The organism is Synechococcus sp. A15-127 (assembly GCF_014280215.1).
In the GTDB taxonomy this organism is placed as follows: domain Bacteria; phylum Cyanobacteriota; class Cyanobacteriia; order PCC-6307; family Cyanobiaceae; genus Parasynechococcus.
This window is the reverse complement of record NZ_CP047948.1, coordinates 786,950-802,764: the sequence shown is the minus strand read 5'-3', so window position 1 is coordinate 802,764 and position 15,815 is coordinate 786,950. Positions and strand designations below refer to the sequence as shown.

Genomic DNA, 15,815 nt, shown 5'->3' with positions numbered 1-15,815 from the left:
TCGTCACCCTATGGGGCCGCTACGTAGGCTGATCGAGCTGATCTCTGCTGCGACCGATGAGCACCGAAACCATGGCCCTCACCCACGAGAACGTGGAGAAGGTGCTCGATGAGCTGCGGCCCTTCCTGATGGCCGACGGCGGCAACGTTGAGGTGGTGGAGCTGGATGGCCCGATCGTGAAGGTGCGGCTGCAGGGAGCCTGCGGCAGCTGCCCCAGCAGCACCATGACGTTGAAGATGGGCATCGAGCGCAAGATGCGCGAGGCGATTCCCGAAGTGAGCGAAGTGGTGCAGGTGCTCTGAGCCCCCACACCTCTGATTTCGAAACCCTGTTCGTCTACGGCAGCCTCAGGGCCGGCGGCAGCGCCCACCACCTGCTGGACGGGTCCACACGCAATCCCAATGGGGAGCTGGAGGCTGCCGAGCTGATAGAGCGTGATGGCTACCCGATGCTGCGCGCCGGAAACGGCCGGGTGTGCGGCGAGGTCTACGCGATTCCAGCGCAGCTCTGGCCGGCACTGGATGCCTGGGAGGAGGTGCCCGGCGTCTACCAGCGCCGCCAGCGCAGCTTGTTGGATGGACGCCGGGTGTGGGTCTACGAAGCAGCCTGAGCCGGGGGCGGACAGGTTTTCGCCGTGAAATCGCAGGCATAGACCGCCGGTTTCTGCCAGCTGAGCGGAATCTCCAGCAGGTCACGGGTGCCGGTGATGCCCTGCAGACAGAACAGCAGCGCCGCCAGCACGGAAGCGCTCACATGCAGGCGCCGCAGCCTTCGCTGGCGCTGGATCTCAGGCCATGCCCCCAGGGAGAAGAGCATCAGCCCGGTGAGCGCCACACCGGCCCAGTAGTGGGATTGCCAGAACGCGAGCGAGAGGGGGTCATCCGACAGCCGCCAGACCTCCGGCTGAGCGCCGAGCAGCAACACCCCTGCCCAGCTGAGCAGCGCGAGGCCCAGCCGTCCTGCCGCCGGACGGCAGCGCCAGAGAGCCGACAGACTGCCCAGTGTTCCGAGCAGCATCAGCAGCAACTCCGCTGCCCGCGCGGGACCGCCGGCGAAGCGGTCCGGAGGCTCCTTGGTGACGATCACCACCGTCAGGGCCGTGAGCACCAGCAGCACCACCGCTGTCGCCAGCCAGCGGCCGAGGTCACCGTGCTGCGGGCCTGCACCTGCAGACCGTTCCCGCCGGATCGACCAGGCAAGCCGCACCACCATCCCGAGCAGGGGATAGATCACGACCACGGCCAGGGCCGGATGCAGGATCCAGAGCCAGTCGGTTGACGTCATGCACGCATCATCGACCAGAGATCGACAACAACGCGGTGTTCAGAGCACCGGCTCTCTGCTGCCCGCAGACTGAACGGAGGACTGACGCAACCTGCGATGCCGACGCAGGTTCCAGTCTTCCTGGAAACAGCGAAGCATGATCGAGGCGAACATGCCCCCCATCAGCACCGTGAACACTTGCTTCAGCACATCAATGCAGGAAAAGAGAACTCTGGATTTCGATCCATATCAACACAACGACACCGCTTCATTCCCCCATCGACAACACGACCACGTCCGCCTAAACATTGCCGGGATCAGTCCAGACCGGAGTAATTGACCCGGAATTCCTCCCATGCCGGCGATTCGAACCGTGATTGCTTCGGCAACGTGGGCCTCGGCTTCAGCACAGGCTTCGGGGTGACACGCGGAACTGATTGATCAACCAGTTTCAGGATGGTTTGGTTGCGGTTCATACCAGCTGACAGGCAACTGATAGATGATCTATCTGAACAGCCACCATCTTTCAGACAAGACGACTACCGAAATGCTTGATTGAGCAATTTTGCTGTTCCGAGCTCAGGCAGCCTGCTGAATCCGTGAACGCGACACCATCGAAGCGACAGGCTGAATGCCGTACTGGTCTGGAGACTGAGTCTGCAACAACTTCTCAGCCTGCTTGAGATAGTAGAAACAGGTCTGGCGATCCTTTGCCTGATTCGCCTGGTCAATCAGTGCTCTGTAGCGGGATGTCAGTGACACGACCATTCATCAACTCCAATTAACTTATCGCTACTGAATAAAGGCGTAAGTAACAACAACAACAGTGCCTGACGCTGATCTGTAGCCAAAGGCTCCGTTTCACCGATCAGCGCGCAGCCCTCCATACGGTGGAGGCGCGCAGGACCCTCGGCCATGGGTGACACGAGCTCCAACCCGACCGCAGACAGCTCTCTGACCTGGAAACAGCTGTGCCCTGCCCTGCAGAACAAGACCTATTTGAACAAAGCAAGACGTATCTCTAGACAACCCAGAAGCATTGGCACGACTAGGATCAACTTTGTGGCCGCCTGAGGCTTTACCAACGCCTTTACCAACGCTCAGAACACGAAGTAGCCGATCAGCATCCAATGACGAGCCCGTCAACCCCACCCAAACCAAGCGTGTGGCGATGAACCTCCCCATGTCCCTCTACAAGGGCGCAGAGCAGATGGCACGGCATGACCGGCGCACCATCTCTCAGTGGTTCCGGGTTGCTGTGGAAGGCGCCATCAAGGCACAGAGAAAGAGGCTCAAGGAGGAAGGGGTCACCCTGCCGGAGCCGTCAACACCGAAGGAGGTCATCATCACCAGCAGCAGTCAGGTTGTGCAGGCTGCCCTCAAGGACAACCCAGACGATGACCTGCTCAAGGATGCGGCACAGGACATCGACGTGTTGGGTGGTATCAAGGCGGAAAAGCTGCAGAAGCTGAAGCTGCTGATGGATCTGTTGGATAGCTGAGGGGACTAACGCCTCGGGAAAGTCCAGTCCCGTTGGGTGTGAATGACCCCTATGTGCTTCTGTGCCAGGGCCAGGGTGTTCCTTACTTGATGCTCGTCTGACTTACAAGCGATCACACAGTAGTTATCTAGGAGTGACTGGACCTGCTCTATGACTGCTGGAACTTCTACGTGAAGAGCGGCTACAGCCAAAGCAGTGTCACCTGGGAGCTTTCAGGCGGGGCCGCTGGAACCACTGAATGCATCTGGGGAAGAGGTGACGCAAGAGCAGTTGGGCCAAGACGTGGCATCGACGGGGTGGAGCGCTACTCGATTCCAGGCTTCAGCTGACGTCTTCAACCCACTCCCTGAAAGCAGATAATGCTATTGGCTCTGTGCATTGAATTCATCTTTTGCTTTCGCCGCTGCTGCATTTTCTGATTTTTCTTTAAGCAGACGCTTGGAGATGCTGGCAATCGTTACGCCCTGCACATTTCTTAAAATAAATGCATCAATGCCAGCAGTACTTTTTGCAATATCGACTTCATCTTTTGATTCAATCTTTCCTATTTCTAGTGCGAATTTAATGGCAGCGTCAAGGTTTACAGATCCCATCTTTTTTGCAACAAGAAGAGACTTCATCCTGACCTAAAACCATCTGACCTGCCCTGTTGAAAGATGCATGAGTTGGAAAATTAACCTCAGCAAGCGCATTCAGGATGCCGATGGCAAAAGCTGTGGGAAGAATTCCAATGAAGGTCACCGCCCCCTTGATGGACCAGGGCCAAATGACGCGAGACACGTTGTCGCCAATCTCGGCGGTTTTGGCTTCAAGGGCAATGAGCGTTAAGGCTGATTGCCTTGTGCGTGTCCGCTGACGAAAGTGAGTTCATCGAGATCGGAGGCGTTCATGCAAGACGACGGTCCAACCGAGCAGGCTCTAGAAGTCGCCTGACCTTTCGAGCATCTGCTCCACGCGTTTTCTCACCATCCATGGGCTTGCCCTCAATCTCGGCCCCATCACTGCCGGGGGGCGCTCACCACTGAGTCAGAACGTCCATCACCTGGAACCTTGGCCCCAGGAGCTTGAAAGGCCCGACACTTCGCCCGACGCCAGCAATGGCATACGGCATGACCCCTATCTCCGTCATGGCAGGGGTGTCGGAAGCGAGTCATACGAGAGGCCACCCCATTCCTGTCGTAGGTGGGCTGTCCTCTCAACCCCAGACCCCATCAAGGGTTTCAAGATGCACAAGCGAGCGAGTTAGGTCGTCTTTCCACCGGGAGGGGCGGCCTTCCTCATCGCGGACCACTGGAGAACAACCATGCCGATCCAAAAGCAGTCTCGCGACAGACAGCCACTGCTGATGTCAGTGCGTGCTGCAACTGAATGCCGCACCCGCAATGACAGGCAGAGCTACTTCGCCATCACACGTGAGCTGGCGAAAGCGCAGTTCGTGTTGGCTGATTCGGAACTGAGCCGACGCCTCTGGCAGGACGTTGCTGATCGGGATCTTGAAGTGGGGCGGATTCTTCATCTTCTCTATGGAGGCTGGGCTTTCGAGAACGATGAGGACATGCTTGAGGCCGATCAGCAGTTTCTGGCTCTCGAAACCCTCTGATTGGTTGCCCCTTCGCTGACGCGGCCAACGCTCAGAAGCTGAGATGTCCGGCTAACCAGCTGTGTGCAGATCGAAGAAGATCAATTCTATTTGGTTGTGATGTGCGTTGGTCATAATTGCATTTAAGATTGATTGATTTATACCTGCACAGCACCTGCAAACAGAAGACTTAAGCATTCACATCACTCACTTAATTGCATTGATCATTGCCACAGATCTCTCCCAGTTCTTGCCTCCATAGCTGCTGGATTCCTGATCCTTAGTGGGTGTTGCTGATCACGCAGAACTCCAGGGCGACGGACAACTTGTTCTTGACTGTGTCCTCGTCTGAGTTGCACATGATGTCGGTGAAGTTATCCATGAGTCCATCGGTATCGCTGAACCGATAGACATCTGTGAAGCGCTGGTAGTTGTGAGCCAGCAGCGCATGGCACTGTTCGGCACTCATCCATGGGTGCGCATCAAGGATCCGATCCTTACGAGAAGGAGGAAACATCTCTTTAGTCATAGCTCTAGTTGTTGTTATTTAGCAGGAGCCGTTTAATCAATTCAAACTGTTGATCATTTGCACGTATTTATCCCAGTTCTTGCCGCCATGGCTGCTGTGGACATCGATAGAGCTGTGCCCACTCAACCTTCTGATGTTGGTGTCGTTGAAGTCTTGGTCCCTTAGTGCTGTTACGAATCGATCCCTGAAGTCCTTCGGTCGAACCCCGGTCACCTTCTTGCACGGCTTGGCCACGTTGTGACCCCATCGGATTACCTCAACGCCAGCAGTCTTGGTGATCGTCATTAGCTGCGGCCATACGTGACCCCTGCCCTCACGTAGTGATGACACCACCGGCACCAGCGACGGATGCAATGGGATGTCTCGGACTGAGTTAGCTGTCTTCAAGCTGCGCTCTTCCTGCCATTCAACGCTGATGTAGTCGTCGTAAATGTCCTCAGCTCTGAGTGCTGCCACCTCAGCCAATCGACACCCGGTGAAGTACAGCAGCTGGAACACAGGGACATAGGTGGAGCCGGTCCACGTATTCCATGGGCTTGAGGGTTCAAACGATCTGTTCCTCTTTGCCTGTGCTGCCCTGAGTGCTTTGGCCTTGGTGGTTTCGTCGAGGGTGCCGGGTAGGCCCTTGAAGATGTGCTCACCAGTTCCCTGCTTCTCCACCAGCGTCGACCACAGTCCTGCCAGGTAGGCGAGCTGTGTCTTTGCCGAGCTACGGCTCATCCGGGTGAGCAGAGTGTCCTTGTAGGCCACAGCGTCAGCTCTGGAGCACTCGAAGGGCTTGGACTTGCCGGTGTAGGCCATGAAGGCGTTCAACGCTTTTACCCATCCCTCAAACGTGCGAGGAGCCGGCTCTCGGCCTAGACGCCTTGCCTGCAGCAGCCCTTCTGTTGAGAGAAGCGTGCGGGCTTTGCCTGCTTTGAGGGCCTCAGCCATCGCCAGCATCGACTCGAACTCAGGGTTCGCTGAGCCGTCATCTAGGTACATCCCTACCCGTGGGTTAGCCAGCTCAGCTAGGTCCAGAGCGTTCAGCTCCGGGTCGTTGCCCTGCCTCAGCACCCTCTCTTGATTGGTGATCTGAAGCTCGCCCCTTGCCTCGGCTATCTCAGCGTCTGTTCGAGCAAGGAATGAAGGCACCTTCGCCCTTGCCTCGTTGAGGGTGTTGCCGCCTGGCTCTGTCCACTTGTTCTTGCCAACCTTGATGCGGCAGTCCTTCGGCACTCCACGCTGCAACACATACGAGGCCCGGCCCTTGGTGATGTAGTTAGGGAGCTTCCGGAAGGGCACGCTTTACCAACGGCTTTACCAACGCAACTGTAGTGACACTAAGGGATCTCTGTCCAGCACTAGCGAATAAGGTTTACTTCAACTACGGCGGTCAGGGCCCGCTGCCGACCCCATCACTGGAGGCCATCACCGCCAGCTGGAAACGCATCCAGGAGCTGGGTCCCTTCACCACGGATGTGTGGCCGTTCATCGCCGCCGAAGTCAACAGCACCCGCCGCCGGCTGGCAGAGCTCTGCGGTGTTCCTCCCCATCGGCTGGCCCTGAGTGAAAACGTCACCAGCGGTTGCGTACTGCCGCTCTGGGGGCTGCCGTTTGATTCCGACGATCGCCTGCTGATCAGCGACTGCGAGCACCCGGGGGTGGTGGCGGCCTGCGTGGAGCTGGCCCGCCGCCAGGGTCTGTCGATCGACAGCCTGCCGGTGAAGCACCTGCGCGGCGACCAACCCTCCACCGATGCGGGATTGGCCGAAGCCCTGGAGCAGTCGCTCACCCCCCGCACCCGCCTGGTGGTGCTCAGCCATCTGCTCTGGAACACCGGACAGATCATGCCGATCGCCGCTGTGGCGGAACGGCTTCACCAGCACCCCCGGAAGCCCTACCTGCTGGTGGACGCCGCCCAGAGCTTCGGGCAGATCCCCGTGGCCGAGGCTGCCGCCAGGGCAGACATCTACGCCTTCACCGGCCACAAGTGGGCCTGCGGCCCGGAAGGACTGGGGGGCGTGGCCCTCTCGCAACGGGTGCTGGAGCAGGGGCAACCCACGCTGATCGGATGGCGCAGCCTGCGGGACGAGAGCAAAGCAGACCTCAGCAGCGCGGATCCGTTTCACCACGACAGTCGCCGCTTCGAGGTGGCCACCAGCTGCGTCCCGCTGATGGCAGGTCTGCGCAGCTCCCTCGACCTGATGGAGCAGCACGGCAATGCGGAGGCGCGCTGGCAGCGGATCCAGACCCTCAGCAGCGATCTATGGCAAGGGTTGTCCGCACTGGCGGCGGTGAGCCCACTGCTCAATCAGCCGCCGGCGAGCGGACTGGTGAGCTTTCAGATCAGCAACGCTCCCGCGCCGGCAGACCTGGTGCAGCAACTGGGGCGTGACGGCATCTGGATCCGAGACCTCGCCGACCCGAGCTGCCTGCGGGCCTGCACCCACATCAGCACCAGCAACGAGGAGATCGACCGACTGATCGCCGCGCTAAGCACAATATCGTGACGATATTGTGCGGATTTCATTGCTCTGTGTCAGGGCGAGGCGCGGCGGCCTGCAGCGATAGAACGCCGGGGGAGGCGTACAGCGTGGTGGAAGGGAAGGCGAAATCAGCTCCTGCCGCCTTCACGATATCGGCCACCTTCAGAAACACATCCTGTTGCTGATCCAGCCACAGAGACCAATCCGTGGTCTTGGTGAAGGCATAGATCATCACGTTGATCGATGAGCTGCCCCACTGATTGAAATTCACCAGAATGGTCTTGCTCTGATCGATCGCAGGATGTTGTTGCAGCATCTGCTTCACATCACTGACGATCTGAGAAACACAACCGAGATCTTCATAGCGCAGACTGATTTCTTCACAGATCCGACGGTGATACATCCGCCCTGGATTCTCAATCGGCGTTGTAGCAAACAATGCGTTGGGAATGAACAGGGGACGTTGATCAAACGTACAAATGCGTGTGTGGTACCAGCCAATCCGCTCCACCGTGCCTTCGAAGCTCGACACCTTGATCCAGTCTCCTTCTGCAAAAGGACGGTTGAAGAACAACATCAGACCGGAGAGAAAGTTCTGGGAGATCTGCTGCGTGCCAAAGCCGATCCCGATGCCCGCACCGCCGAGAACCGCCCCCACAGCTGTAGGAGATACACCGAAGGCCACCATGATCGCTGCAAATGTGATCAGAACAATCACAATGCTGTAAATACGATCGAGCAGCGATAGCATCATCGCCCGCTCCCGCTCGTTCTCAATCTCCCGCATCAGCCAGCGATTGAATGTGGCGGAATGGAGAAACTTCAGGCCGCCGACGATGAGAGCACGGCCAATCACGATCAGCACGATCGAGGTGGTCAATCGCGCCACATCGCGCTCCGTGAGAGCAGACAGATTGTGGGCGAGCAGACCGAAGATCCAGCCGACGAACAACGCCAACCCGAACCCAAACACCAGCGGACGTCGCACCGCGCGGATCACCGGAGACCACGAGGATGTGCCCCAGCGCTCGAGCAGACGCAGCAGCAACCAGAACAGAAACAGCACCACGGTTCCGCCCAGCAGACCCTCCGGCGTCTGCAGAAACTGAGCGTCCTTGAACAGTTCAGCTCGGTTCAGGCCTTCCATTCCAGATCACACAGCGCCAGTCTGGTCTGATTCTGAACGGTGCAGCCTGGCCCGAAGAGCGTTCTCGGCCTCCTCGCGATCATCGAAGTGCACCTTGTCGGTGCCGAGGATCTGGTAATCCTCATGGCCTTTGCCCGCCACCAGCACCAGATCCTCCGGTGCTGCCGCCGCAATCGCCGCCGCGATCGCCGCTGCCCGATCGCCCTCCACCAGGCTGTCGGTACCGGCCGGGATCCCCGCCACCACATCCTCCAGGATCCGTTGCGGGTCTTCGGTGCGCGGGTTGTCGGAGGTGACCACCACCCGATCCGCCAACCGTGCTGCGATGGACGCCATCTGAGGACGCTTGCCGCGATCCCGGTCGCCACCACAGCCGAACACGCAGATCAACCGACCGCGGCTGAAGGGACGCGAAGCCGCCAGGGCATTCTCCAGACCATCGGGGGTATGGGCGTAATCGACCAGCACCGTGGGCAGAGCGTGCGCATCGGCACCGGGCAGCACCACCCGCTCCATGCGCCCCGGCACGCCGCGGAATCCTTCGATCGCCTCCAGCAAGGGCATCAGCGGCAACTGGCACTGCACCAGCACACCCACCGCCTGCAGCAGGTTCATCAGATTGAAACGCCCCAGCAGCGGCGAGACGAACGGCCCCTCCCCCAGCGGGGTGATCAACCGGCCGCGCACCCCACGAGCCGTCATCACCAGATCGCTCATGCGCAGCTCCGCCCCGGGCTCGCTGAGGGAACTGCGCCAGCAGCGATCTCCAAGCCGTTCCGCCAGCTGCAGCCCCCAGGGATCGTCGCTGTTCACCACCGCGCGGGCCGCTCCTGGCTCCAGCAGGGGATCGGCGAACAGGGCCGCCTTCGCCTCGAAATAAGCCTGCATCGAGGGGTGATAGTCGAGATGGTCCTGGGTGAGGTTGGTGAACACCGCAGCGGCGAAACGGCAACCGGCCACCCGCTGCTGAGCCAGGGCATGGGAACTGACCTCCATCGCCCCAAGCTGAGCCCCGGCGCTGGCGGCGGATGCCAACTGCCCCTGCAGACGATCGGCGAAACCGGTGGTGTGGGTGGCCGTGATGCTGTGGCCAGGCCAGCGATTCACCAACGTGCCGAACAGGGCCGTGGGGGTTCCGATGGCCGTCGCCAGATGCTCGATCAGATGGGTGGTGGTGGTTTTGCCATTGGTGCCGGTGACACCGATCAGAGCCAGTCGCGAGCTGGGCTGCTCCCAGAACGCCGCTGCCAGTTCTCCCAGCTGACGGGCCACCGGCTCGCCCACCACCACCACCGGCTCATGGGCCGCTGGCGGCAGCACCGCCGCCGCTGAAGGGCCGATCACCGCCGCCGCAGCTCCCGCCTCGAGAGCCTGACGCCAGAACCGCCCCCCGTCCACACGCTCTCCAGGCAGCCCCAGGAACAGGGTTCCGTCCTGCACCGCCCGGGAATCGCAGGTGATCTGCTGAAGCGGCGGATCCGGCAATCCCTCAGGGATCTGCCAAGCGATCTGGCGCAGCAGGGCGTGCAGCGTCTGGCCCATCCAAAACCCCCTGACGCGGAATGCTCTGGGCACGTTCTAAGGCGGGCCGTCCGGGTTGGACAGACGGCGTTGCAACCAGTTGAACAGGCCCTCGCCGTCCAACCGCGGCGACACCCGTGGCAGCTCTTGATCAGCGAGCGCCAGCACCGGCACCTCTAGGTCGTAGCGGGCCTTCAGCGCCGGCGACACCGCATCGGCATCGATGTCGATCACCTGCAGCTCCAGATCCAGCGCAGCCAGATCCAGGTTCCGCAGCCGCGCCTCCAGTCCTTCGCAGAGGCAACACCCCCGGCGGCTGTAGAGAACCAGCGAAGACATCAGTCGGGCACCGGATCGCAGCCGCAGGGCGTGAGCGGAGTGCAACGCAGCAGACGTTTGATCGTGAGCCAGCTGCCGCGCCACGGTCCGTGCTTCTGAATCGCCTCCAGTCCGTAAGCGCTGCAGGTGGGGATGAAGCGGCAGCGAGGGCCGGTGAGCGGCGAGATGAAACGCCTGTAGAAGCCGATCAAGGCGAGCAACACCCAGGCCAGCGCTTGATTGAACGCCGCGATGACAGTGCTGAGAGGGCTGCCGGATAGAGTGGTTGATTCGTGCATGAGCGTGGGCACGGACCCGTCACTGGTTCCAGCATGCCCGCCGAGACGCACGAACGGTTCACACCTTCCCATTCCATCGATCTATGTCTCGATACCGCGGCCCTCGTCTGAGGATCACGCGGCGCTTGGGAGACCTTCCCGGTCTCACCCGGAAGTCCGCAAAGCGGTCCTATCCCCCCGGTCAGCACGGCCAAGCCCGTCGCAAGCGCTCTGAATACGCAATCCGACTCGAAGAAAAGCAGAAACTCCGCTTCAACTACGGGGTCTCCGAACGCCAGCTGGTGCGTTACGTGAAGAAAGCCCGTGCCCAGGAAGGTTCCACCGGAACCAACCTGCTCAAGCTTCTGGAGAACAGGCTCGACAACGTCTGTTTCCGTCTCGGCTTCGGCCCCACCGTTCCCGGTGCCCGGCAGCTGGTGAACCACGGCCACGTGACCGTGAACGGCCGCGTCACCGACATCGCCAGTTACCAGTGCAAAACCGGTGATGTGATCGCGATCCGCGAACGCAAGGGCAGCAAGAAACTGGCCGAAGGCAATCTGGAATTCCCAGGCCTGGCCAACATTCCGCCTCACATGGAGCTGGACAAGACCAAGCTCACAGCCAAGATGGTTGGCAAGTGCGAGCGCGAATGGGTCGCTCTCGAAATCAACGAACTTCTGGTGGTGGAGTACTACTCCAGAAAGGTCTGATTTTCAGCCTTGGGCCACGACCTTGGTTTCGTTGAAAGCTCTCTCAAACTCCTGCCCCCATGGACCAACGGTGGGCAGGAGTTTTTTCTTTAATTGACGTGTTTTTCCAGGACATTTTCACAGCATCATCTCCGAGCAGGCAAGAGAAGAGCTCTTAACCTTTTAGGCAGCGCGGGATTGCCCAAGCAAATCATGGATCAATCGATTAAGATCAAACACAAACTCAAGCGTTCGGCCCAAACGCTTCAAACAAGCGTGCCGAACAGATCATCTCAAGACCAATAAACCATCAGAGCTCACTCTCTTGACCAGTGCCGCCACCTCAAGCCTGTCTTCAAGACCACTGAGGCGCATTGATTTAACGATCAAGCCTTACATGGAAAGCGACGACGGAATTGCTATTTGGCAAATCGCCAGCACCGTCATCCCGTTGATTTTATGCTGCATTGCCATTGGCACTCTCACCAATCACCTGACAACAGCCTCGGTCATTTTCACACCAATTCTGTTTGCTCTGATCGTCCTTTTTCTAAGCAGAAGTTTCTCGCTGATGCACGACTGTGGTCATCACAGTTTATTCAGATCGAAAGCTGCCAACCGAATTGCAGCCTTCATTTTGAGCATCGTCCATGCCATGCCTCATCACCCCTGGTCAAGAGGCCATGCATTTCACCATAAACACAATGGCAATTGGAATCGATACCGAGGCCCGTCTGCTCTAACGACGCTTCGCGAGTACGAGACAAAAAACAAAAGCGCCCAATTCACCTACCGACTTTTACGCCACCCTCTGACATTACTCCCAGGAGGATTTTACTATCTTGTCGTTAAACCAAGAGCGGCACTGTTTTTCGGCTTTATCGAGCTGATCGCCAAAGCTTTTGCGGATGCACCCCGCATGATTTCGACCGGACAAGGATTCAATCTATGGCTTTACATTAAAAATCACAAGTCCAGCTTCTTCTACACAAAAGAGGAAGTTTACGACACGATTGCCAACAGCATTTGCGTTGCACTTGCCTGGTGGTGGATTGGAAGCGCGATTGGATATTGGCATTTTTGGATTTTATACGCCTCAATCATGAGCGTAAGCGCAGCCATTATGATCGCTGTTTTCTTTGTTCAACATAATTTTCCTGGATCCTACGCGAGCGGCGAAGAAGGCTGGAGTTATTTCAAAGGCGCTATCGAGGGCTCATCATTCCTGATCATGCCTCCTGCACTCAACTGGTTTACCGCGGACATCGCCTACCATCACGTTCACCATTTATCAGAAAGAATTCCGAACTATCGCTTGCGCACTTGCCATGAAGAGAACCAAAACAATTTTAACAACGTCACACGTCTGCAACTGCATCAACTTTGGGAGTGTTTTTCCTTGATCCTTTGGGATGAGGATTCTTCTCAGCTTGTTTCCGTCAAGGCCGCCGTCCCCGTTGACTGAGTGAAGGACAGCGCGAATCACCTGTGATTTGGTGCACTCCTTGCTATGGACAGCAAAGCCATCGCGATGTCTTCTGTGGATGATCTGCTTTGGGCACGCATGATCTTCACCTTGGGGGCGGCGGTGACCGCGGCCACCGTTGTGATGATCGTGCGGGGCCACCTCTACTGGCGTCATCGGGAGCCAACCGATGTCCGCTGATGCCGCCCCTTTTCTGGCTCCAGGCATTGCCTGGGCTCTGGTCGTTCTGTTTTCCGTGTTGTGGGTCGCGCTGGGGATTGCCTGGGGTCGACGGGGGCAGAGCGATGCAGACGACTACATGCTGGCCGGCCGCAACATCGGCTTGGCCCTGAGCACCGCCACGTTGATGGCCTCCTGGGTCACCGGCAACACCACCCTGCTGGCACCTGAGTTCGGGTACAAAACCGGGCTCTGGGGCATGTTCAGCTATGCCCTGGCAGGGCTTGGATTGATCCTGTTTGCCCCCCTGGCCTCGCGGATCAAGCAGCTGATGCCCAACGGGCGCACCAGCGGCGATTTCATCCGGTTGCGTTACGGGCGCCTGGCGTGGTGGGTGTTCATGGTGATCACCGCTATTTACACCCTGGGTTTTCTGATGACCCAGGCGATGGGGGCCGGACTGCTGCTGCAGGCCCTTTCAGGCTTCGATTACCACGTGGGAATGGTGGTGGTGATTGGTGTCGCCACCCTTTACACCTTGTTCGGCGGGATGCGGGCCGTAATCGGCACCGATTTCATCCAATCGCTCTTGATCATGGTGCTGCTGGCGGTGGTGGCAGTGCTCGCCTTCCGGGAATTCCCGATGCCCGAGGTGCATGCTTCCTTGCTGGCCCAGCATCCCGATCGGCTTGATCTGCTGCTGCCGGCAGGCCTGTTGATCGCCTGGAATTCCGCCCTCTTCTCCATGGGCGAGGTGTTTCACAACAACATCTGGTGGTCCCGGGTGTTCGCCAGCCGGCGCTCGGTGGTGATGACCTCCTTCGTGCTGGGGGGGATCGCCTGGATGAGCGTTCCGATGGTGACGGGCTCCATCGGCCTGGTGGCTCTGGCCCGTGCATTGCCTCTCGAGCAGGTGAACATGGTGTTCCCAGTGATGGCAGCTGATCTGCTCGGGGCCGGAGGCGCTGCTCTGGTGTTTGTGGTGGTGTTTGCGTCGCTCACCTCCACCCTGGATTCCCTGTTGGCCTCCACCGCCGATCTTCTGGCGGAGGATGTGTACTTCCGCCTGTTGCGGCCCCAGGCCAGTGACCTGCAGCTCAAGCAGGCTGCGCGGCTGATGGTGGTGGGGTTGGCGGTCGTCACCCTGGCGCTGTCCTGGCCGCGGCTGGATTCTTTGGCGTCGGTGTTGTTCTTCACCGGTGCCCTGGTGGCCTCCACGGTCTGGCCTGTGGCTTGCGGCTTGTACTGGCGCTCGGCCAACCGCTCGGCTGCCATTGCAAGCATGCTCGCCGGCAGCGTTGTAGGCCTGCTCGCCTATGTGCTGATTGCGCCGTACTGCGCTGCGGTGTTTTCGGCGGCTGTGTCGGCACTCGTGATGCTGATCGGCAGTCGCCTGCGGCCGGAACGATTTGATTTCACCCTGCTTCAGGAGGAGACATGACCATCCCCACAGCCGCGATGGCCAGCTTGATCGGCCCGAGCTGGTTCCAGGTGATCCTTGTCGGCAGTCAAGTGGCGCTCAGCGCGTCCGTGATTGTTCTGCTTGCCATTTGGTGGGTGGAATGGCGGAATGGACGCGTTTGGTGAACGTTCACCACGAACAGAATGACGGTTTTATGTAATCCCTTGCACTATTTTTGAACGCTCTCGTTAAGAACTCTGCGGTGATGTGGCGAGAGATTGTGACTTTAGTTACCTATTGATGATGTGATGCATGCAGAACGCACTCGGTCTGGCAAGCGGGGTGTGAATGCTTTTCCTCTATGGCATACACAAGGACAGCTTCAGCGAATGACCTGTTGGATCCGATTCGCTTCCGGCCCATGGGACCGGATGTCTTCGGCCGAACCCAGCCGCAGGAGCTGCTTGCCGCGATCGCGGAAGACGGAGAGCCCCTGCTGGAGCTGATCAACCAGCATGTGGTGTCGATTCAGGCGTTCCGCCCCGAAACGCTGCTGCAGCTGTTGCGCCTGGCGGCCAAGTTCGAAAGCAATCCCGACCGCTACTGCCGTCACAACACGCCGCTGACGGGAAAGATCCTGATTAACGCCTTCTACGAGCCCAGCACCAGAACCCGCTTGTCATTCGACAGTGCCTGGCATCGCCTCGGCGGCGATTCGATCAACATCACGGATCGAAGCACCACTGGGATTGCCAAAGGGGAATCCCTTGAGGATGTGGCCCATATGTTCAACAACTACGGCGACTGCGTGGTGCTGAGGGACGGACACGCCGAGGCGATTTACGCGATGAGCTCCACCCTGCGCATCCCGATCATCAATGCCGGCAATGGCATCGATGAGCATCCAACCCAGGCGATGGCGGACCTCTACACGATCTTCAAATGGCGTCCCTCGCTTGCTCTGCCGACGGTGCCTCCTGAGGATCGGATCCGCATCGGGATCATCGGTGTGCCGTCGCGGATGCGAACGGTGCGTTCACTGCTGCGGATCCTTGCCAAGTTCCCCCAGGCCTTCGAGGAGGTCGTTGTCATTCATGCCCCCGACCTTGATCACCCCCTGTTTGATCCAGGCCAGCGGGAGGAACTGGAGACCATGGGTCTATCAATCAAAACCACCACATCCCTGCCCCAGGAGATACCTGATCTGGATGTGATCTACATCAACGCCATCGCCTGGGTCGGAGACAGTTACGAGCGGCATGGTGAAGTGTTCCGTCTCACCCGTGATCTGCCTTTCAAACCGGAAGCGATCGTGCTGCATCCCCTGGCACGGGGGGCTGAATTGAGTACCTGCCTGGACAACACACCCCACAACTGGTATTTCAGCCAGGCCCGCGGCGCTGTGTTCCTGCGCATGGCCCTGCTCACCTGCATGGTGAATCGGGCGGAACGCGTCATCGATGTGGTCTGAG

At 59.0% G+C, this 15,815-nt stretch carries 22 protein-coding genes; 11 read left to right on the top strand and 11 right to left on the bottom strand.

Annotation, left to right across the window (positions count from 1 at the left end):
- Positions 1–56 precede the first annotated feature (56 nt).
- Together SynA15127_RS04080 and SynA15127_RS13660 are read left to right on the top strand one after the other, a co-directional pair.
- Entirely contained in the window at positions 57–302 is a 246-nt protein-coding gene (locus SynA15127_RS04080) for a NifU family protein (RefSeq protein ID WP_043695876.1), read from the top strand.
- Positions 200–610: a gamma-glutamylcyclotransferase family protein gene (locus SynA15127_RS13660; RefSeq protein ID WP_186485566.1), complete on the top strand. Its 411-nt coding sequence runs from the start codon at positions 200–202 to the stop codon at positions 608–610. Before SynA15127_RS04080 ends, SynA15127_RS13660 begins: the two co-directional genes overlap by 103 nt.
- On the opposite strand, the gene SynA15127_RS04070 is transcribed toward SynA15127_RS13660, so the two are convergent.
- From SynA15127_RS04070 to SynA15127_RS04055, 4 genes are all read right to left on the bottom strand, one after another.
- Complete coding sequence (locus tag SynA15127_RS04070) at positions 595–1,284, bottom strand: DUF4079 domain-containing protein (protein ID WP_186485108.1); 690 nt, start codon at positions 1,282–1,284, stop codon at positions 595–597. The genes SynA15127_RS13660 and SynA15127_RS04070 overlap by 16 nt on opposite strands.
- Positions 1,285–1,323: 39 nt before the next feature.
- Complete coding sequence (locus tag SynA15127_RS04065) at positions 1,324–1,473, bottom strand: hypothetical protein (RefSeq protein ID WP_156957195.1); 150 nt, start codon at positions 1,471–1,473, stop codon at positions 1,324–1,326.
- Between the two features lie 107 nt (positions 1,474–1,580).
- Positions 1,581–1,739: a hypothetical protein gene (locus SynA15127_RS04060; RefSeq protein ID WP_186485107.1), complete on the bottom strand. Its 159-nt coding sequence runs from the start codon at positions 1,737–1,739 to the stop codon at positions 1,581–1,583.
- Between the two features lie 103 nt (positions 1,740–1,842).
- Positions 1,843–2,025 carry a hypothetical protein gene (locus SynA15127_RS04055; RefSeq protein WP_186485106.1) on the bottom strand — a complete coding sequence of 61 codons (183 nt, stop codon included), beginning with the start codon at positions 2,023–2,025 and terminating at the stop codon, positions 1,843–1,845.
- 421 nt (positions 2,026–2,446) lie between these two features.
- On the opposite strand from SynA15127_RS04055, the gene SynA15127_RS04050 reads away from it, so the two are divergent.
- Positions 2,447–2,764 (top strand): hypothetical protein, encoded by a 318-nt coding sequence (locus tag SynA15127_RS04050; RefSeq protein ID WP_186485105.1) that lies wholly within the window; start codon positions 2,447–2,449, stop codon positions 2,762–2,764.
- Between the two features lie 362 nt (positions 2,765–3,126).
- Here the strand turns inward: SynA15127_RS04050 and SynA15127_RS04045 are convergent, their stop codons facing one another.
- Complete coding sequence (locus SynA15127_RS04045; protein WP_186485104.1) at positions 3,127–3,384, bottom strand: hypothetical protein; 258 nt, start codon at positions 3,382–3,384, stop codon at positions 3,127–3,129.
- A 725-nt stretch (positions 3,385–4,109) separates the two neighbouring features.
- Here SynA15127_RS04045 and SynA15127_RS04040 point away from each other — a divergent pair.
- Positions 4,110–4,364, top strand: a complete 255-nt coding sequence (locus SynA15127_RS04040) for a hypothetical protein (protein WP_255475569.1) — start codon at positions 4,110–4,112, stop codon at positions 4,362–4,364.
- Between the two features lie 259 nt (positions 4,365–4,623).
- Here the strand turns inward: SynA15127_RS04040 and SynA15127_RS04035 are convergent, their stop codons facing one another.
- Complete coding sequence (locus SynA15127_RS04035) at positions 4,624–4,812, bottom strand: hypothetical protein (protein WP_186485102.1); 189 nt, start codon at positions 4,810–4,812, stop codon at positions 4,624–4,626.
- 96 nt (positions 4,813–4,908) lie between these two features.
- Positions 4,909–6,090, bottom strand: coding sequence for an integrase (locus SynA15127_RS04030; RefSeq protein ID WP_255475568.1), 1,182 nt, complete (start codon positions 6,088–6,090; stop codon positions 4,909–4,911).
- A gap of 98 nt (positions 6,091–6,188) precedes the next feature.
- Here SynA15127_RS04030 and SynA15127_RS04025 point away from each other — a divergent pair, with 98 nt between their 5' ends.
- Positions 6,189–7,364: an aminotransferase class V-fold PLP-dependent enzyme gene (locus SynA15127_RS04025; RefSeq protein WP_186485101.1), complete on the top strand. Its 1,176-nt coding sequence runs from the start codon at positions 6,189–6,191 to the stop codon at positions 7,362–7,364.
- 16 nt (positions 7,365–7,380) lie between these two features.
- Here SynA15127_RS04025 and SynA15127_RS04020 read toward each other — a convergent pair whose 3' ends face one another.
- The 4 genes from SynA15127_RS04020 to yidD are packed head-to-tail and all read right to left on the bottom strand — an operon-like array spanning position 7,381 to position 10,625.
- A complete protein-coding gene (locus SynA15127_RS04020) occupies positions 7,381–8,487 on the bottom strand; it encodes a mechanosensitive ion channel family protein (protein WP_186485100.1) in 1,107 nt (368 codons plus the stop codon).
- Positions 8,488–8,493: 6 nt separating this feature from the next.
- The gene (locus tag SynA15127_RS04015) at positions 8,494–10,029 is read right to left on the bottom strand and encodes a UDP-N-acetylmuramoyl-L-alanyl-D-glutamate--2,6-diaminopimelate ligase (RefSeq protein WP_186485099.1); all 1,536 of its coding nucleotides are present in this window, start codon (positions 10,027–10,029) and stop codon (positions 8,494–8,496) included.
- Between the two features lie 36 nt (positions 10,030–10,065).
- On the bottom strand, positions 10,066–10,347 hold the full coding sequence (locus tag SynA15127_RS04010) for a glutaredoxin family protein (RefSeq protein ID WP_186485564.1): 282 nt from the start codon (positions 10,345–10,347) through the stop codon (positions 10,066–10,068).
- Positions 10,347–10,625: a membrane protein insertion efficiency factor YidD gene (yidD, locus tag SynA15127_RS04005; RefSeq protein WP_186485098.1), complete on the bottom strand. Its 279-nt coding sequence runs from the start codon at positions 10,623–10,625 to the stop codon at positions 10,347–10,349. Before yidD ends, SynA15127_RS04010 begins: the two co-directional genes overlap by 1 nt.
- Positions 10,626–10,708: 83 nt before the next feature.
- Here yidD and rpsD point away from each other — a divergent pair, with 83 nt between their 5' ends.
- From rpsD to SynA15127_RS03975, 6 genes are all read left to right on the top strand, one after another.
- Positions 10,709–11,317, top strand: coding sequence for a 30S ribosomal protein S4 (rpsD, locus tag SynA15127_RS04000; RefSeq protein WP_186485097.1), 609 nt, complete (start codon positions 10,709–10,711; stop codon positions 11,315–11,317).
- A gap of 304 nt (positions 11,318–11,621) precedes the next feature.
- Positions 11,622–12,761, top strand: coding sequence for a fatty acid desaturase (locus tag SynA15127_RS03995; RefSeq protein WP_255475567.1), 1,140 nt, complete (start codon positions 11,622–11,624; stop codon positions 12,759–12,761).
- A gap of 45 nt (positions 12,762–12,806) precedes the next feature.
- Entirely contained in the window at positions 12,807–12,962 is a 156-nt protein-coding gene (locus SynA15127_RS03990; RefSeq protein WP_156957194.1) for a hypothetical protein, read from the top strand.
- Positions 12,952–14,382 (top strand): sodium:solute symporter family protein, encoded by a 1,431-nt coding sequence (locus SynA15127_RS03985; RefSeq protein ID WP_186485096.1) that lies wholly within the window; start codon positions 12,952–12,954, stop codon positions 14,380–14,382. The genes SynA15127_RS03990 and SynA15127_RS03985 overlap by 11 nt, the downstream gene beginning before the upstream one ends.
- Positions 14,379–14,528 (top strand): hypothetical protein, encoded by a 150-nt coding sequence (locus tag SynA15127_RS03980; RefSeq protein WP_186485770.1) that lies wholly within the window; start codon positions 14,379–14,381, stop codon positions 14,526–14,528. The genes SynA15127_RS03985 and SynA15127_RS03980 overlap by 4 nt, the downstream gene beginning before the upstream one ends.
- A 236-nt stretch (positions 14,529–14,764) precedes the next feature.
- Positions 14,765–15,814 carry an aspartate carbamoyltransferase gene (locus SynA15127_RS03975; RefSeq protein WP_370594037.1) on the top strand — a complete coding sequence of 350 codons (1,050 nt, stop codon included), beginning with the start codon at positions 14,765–14,767 and terminating at the stop codon, positions 15,812–15,814.
- Position 15,815: the final 1 nt, after the last annotated feature.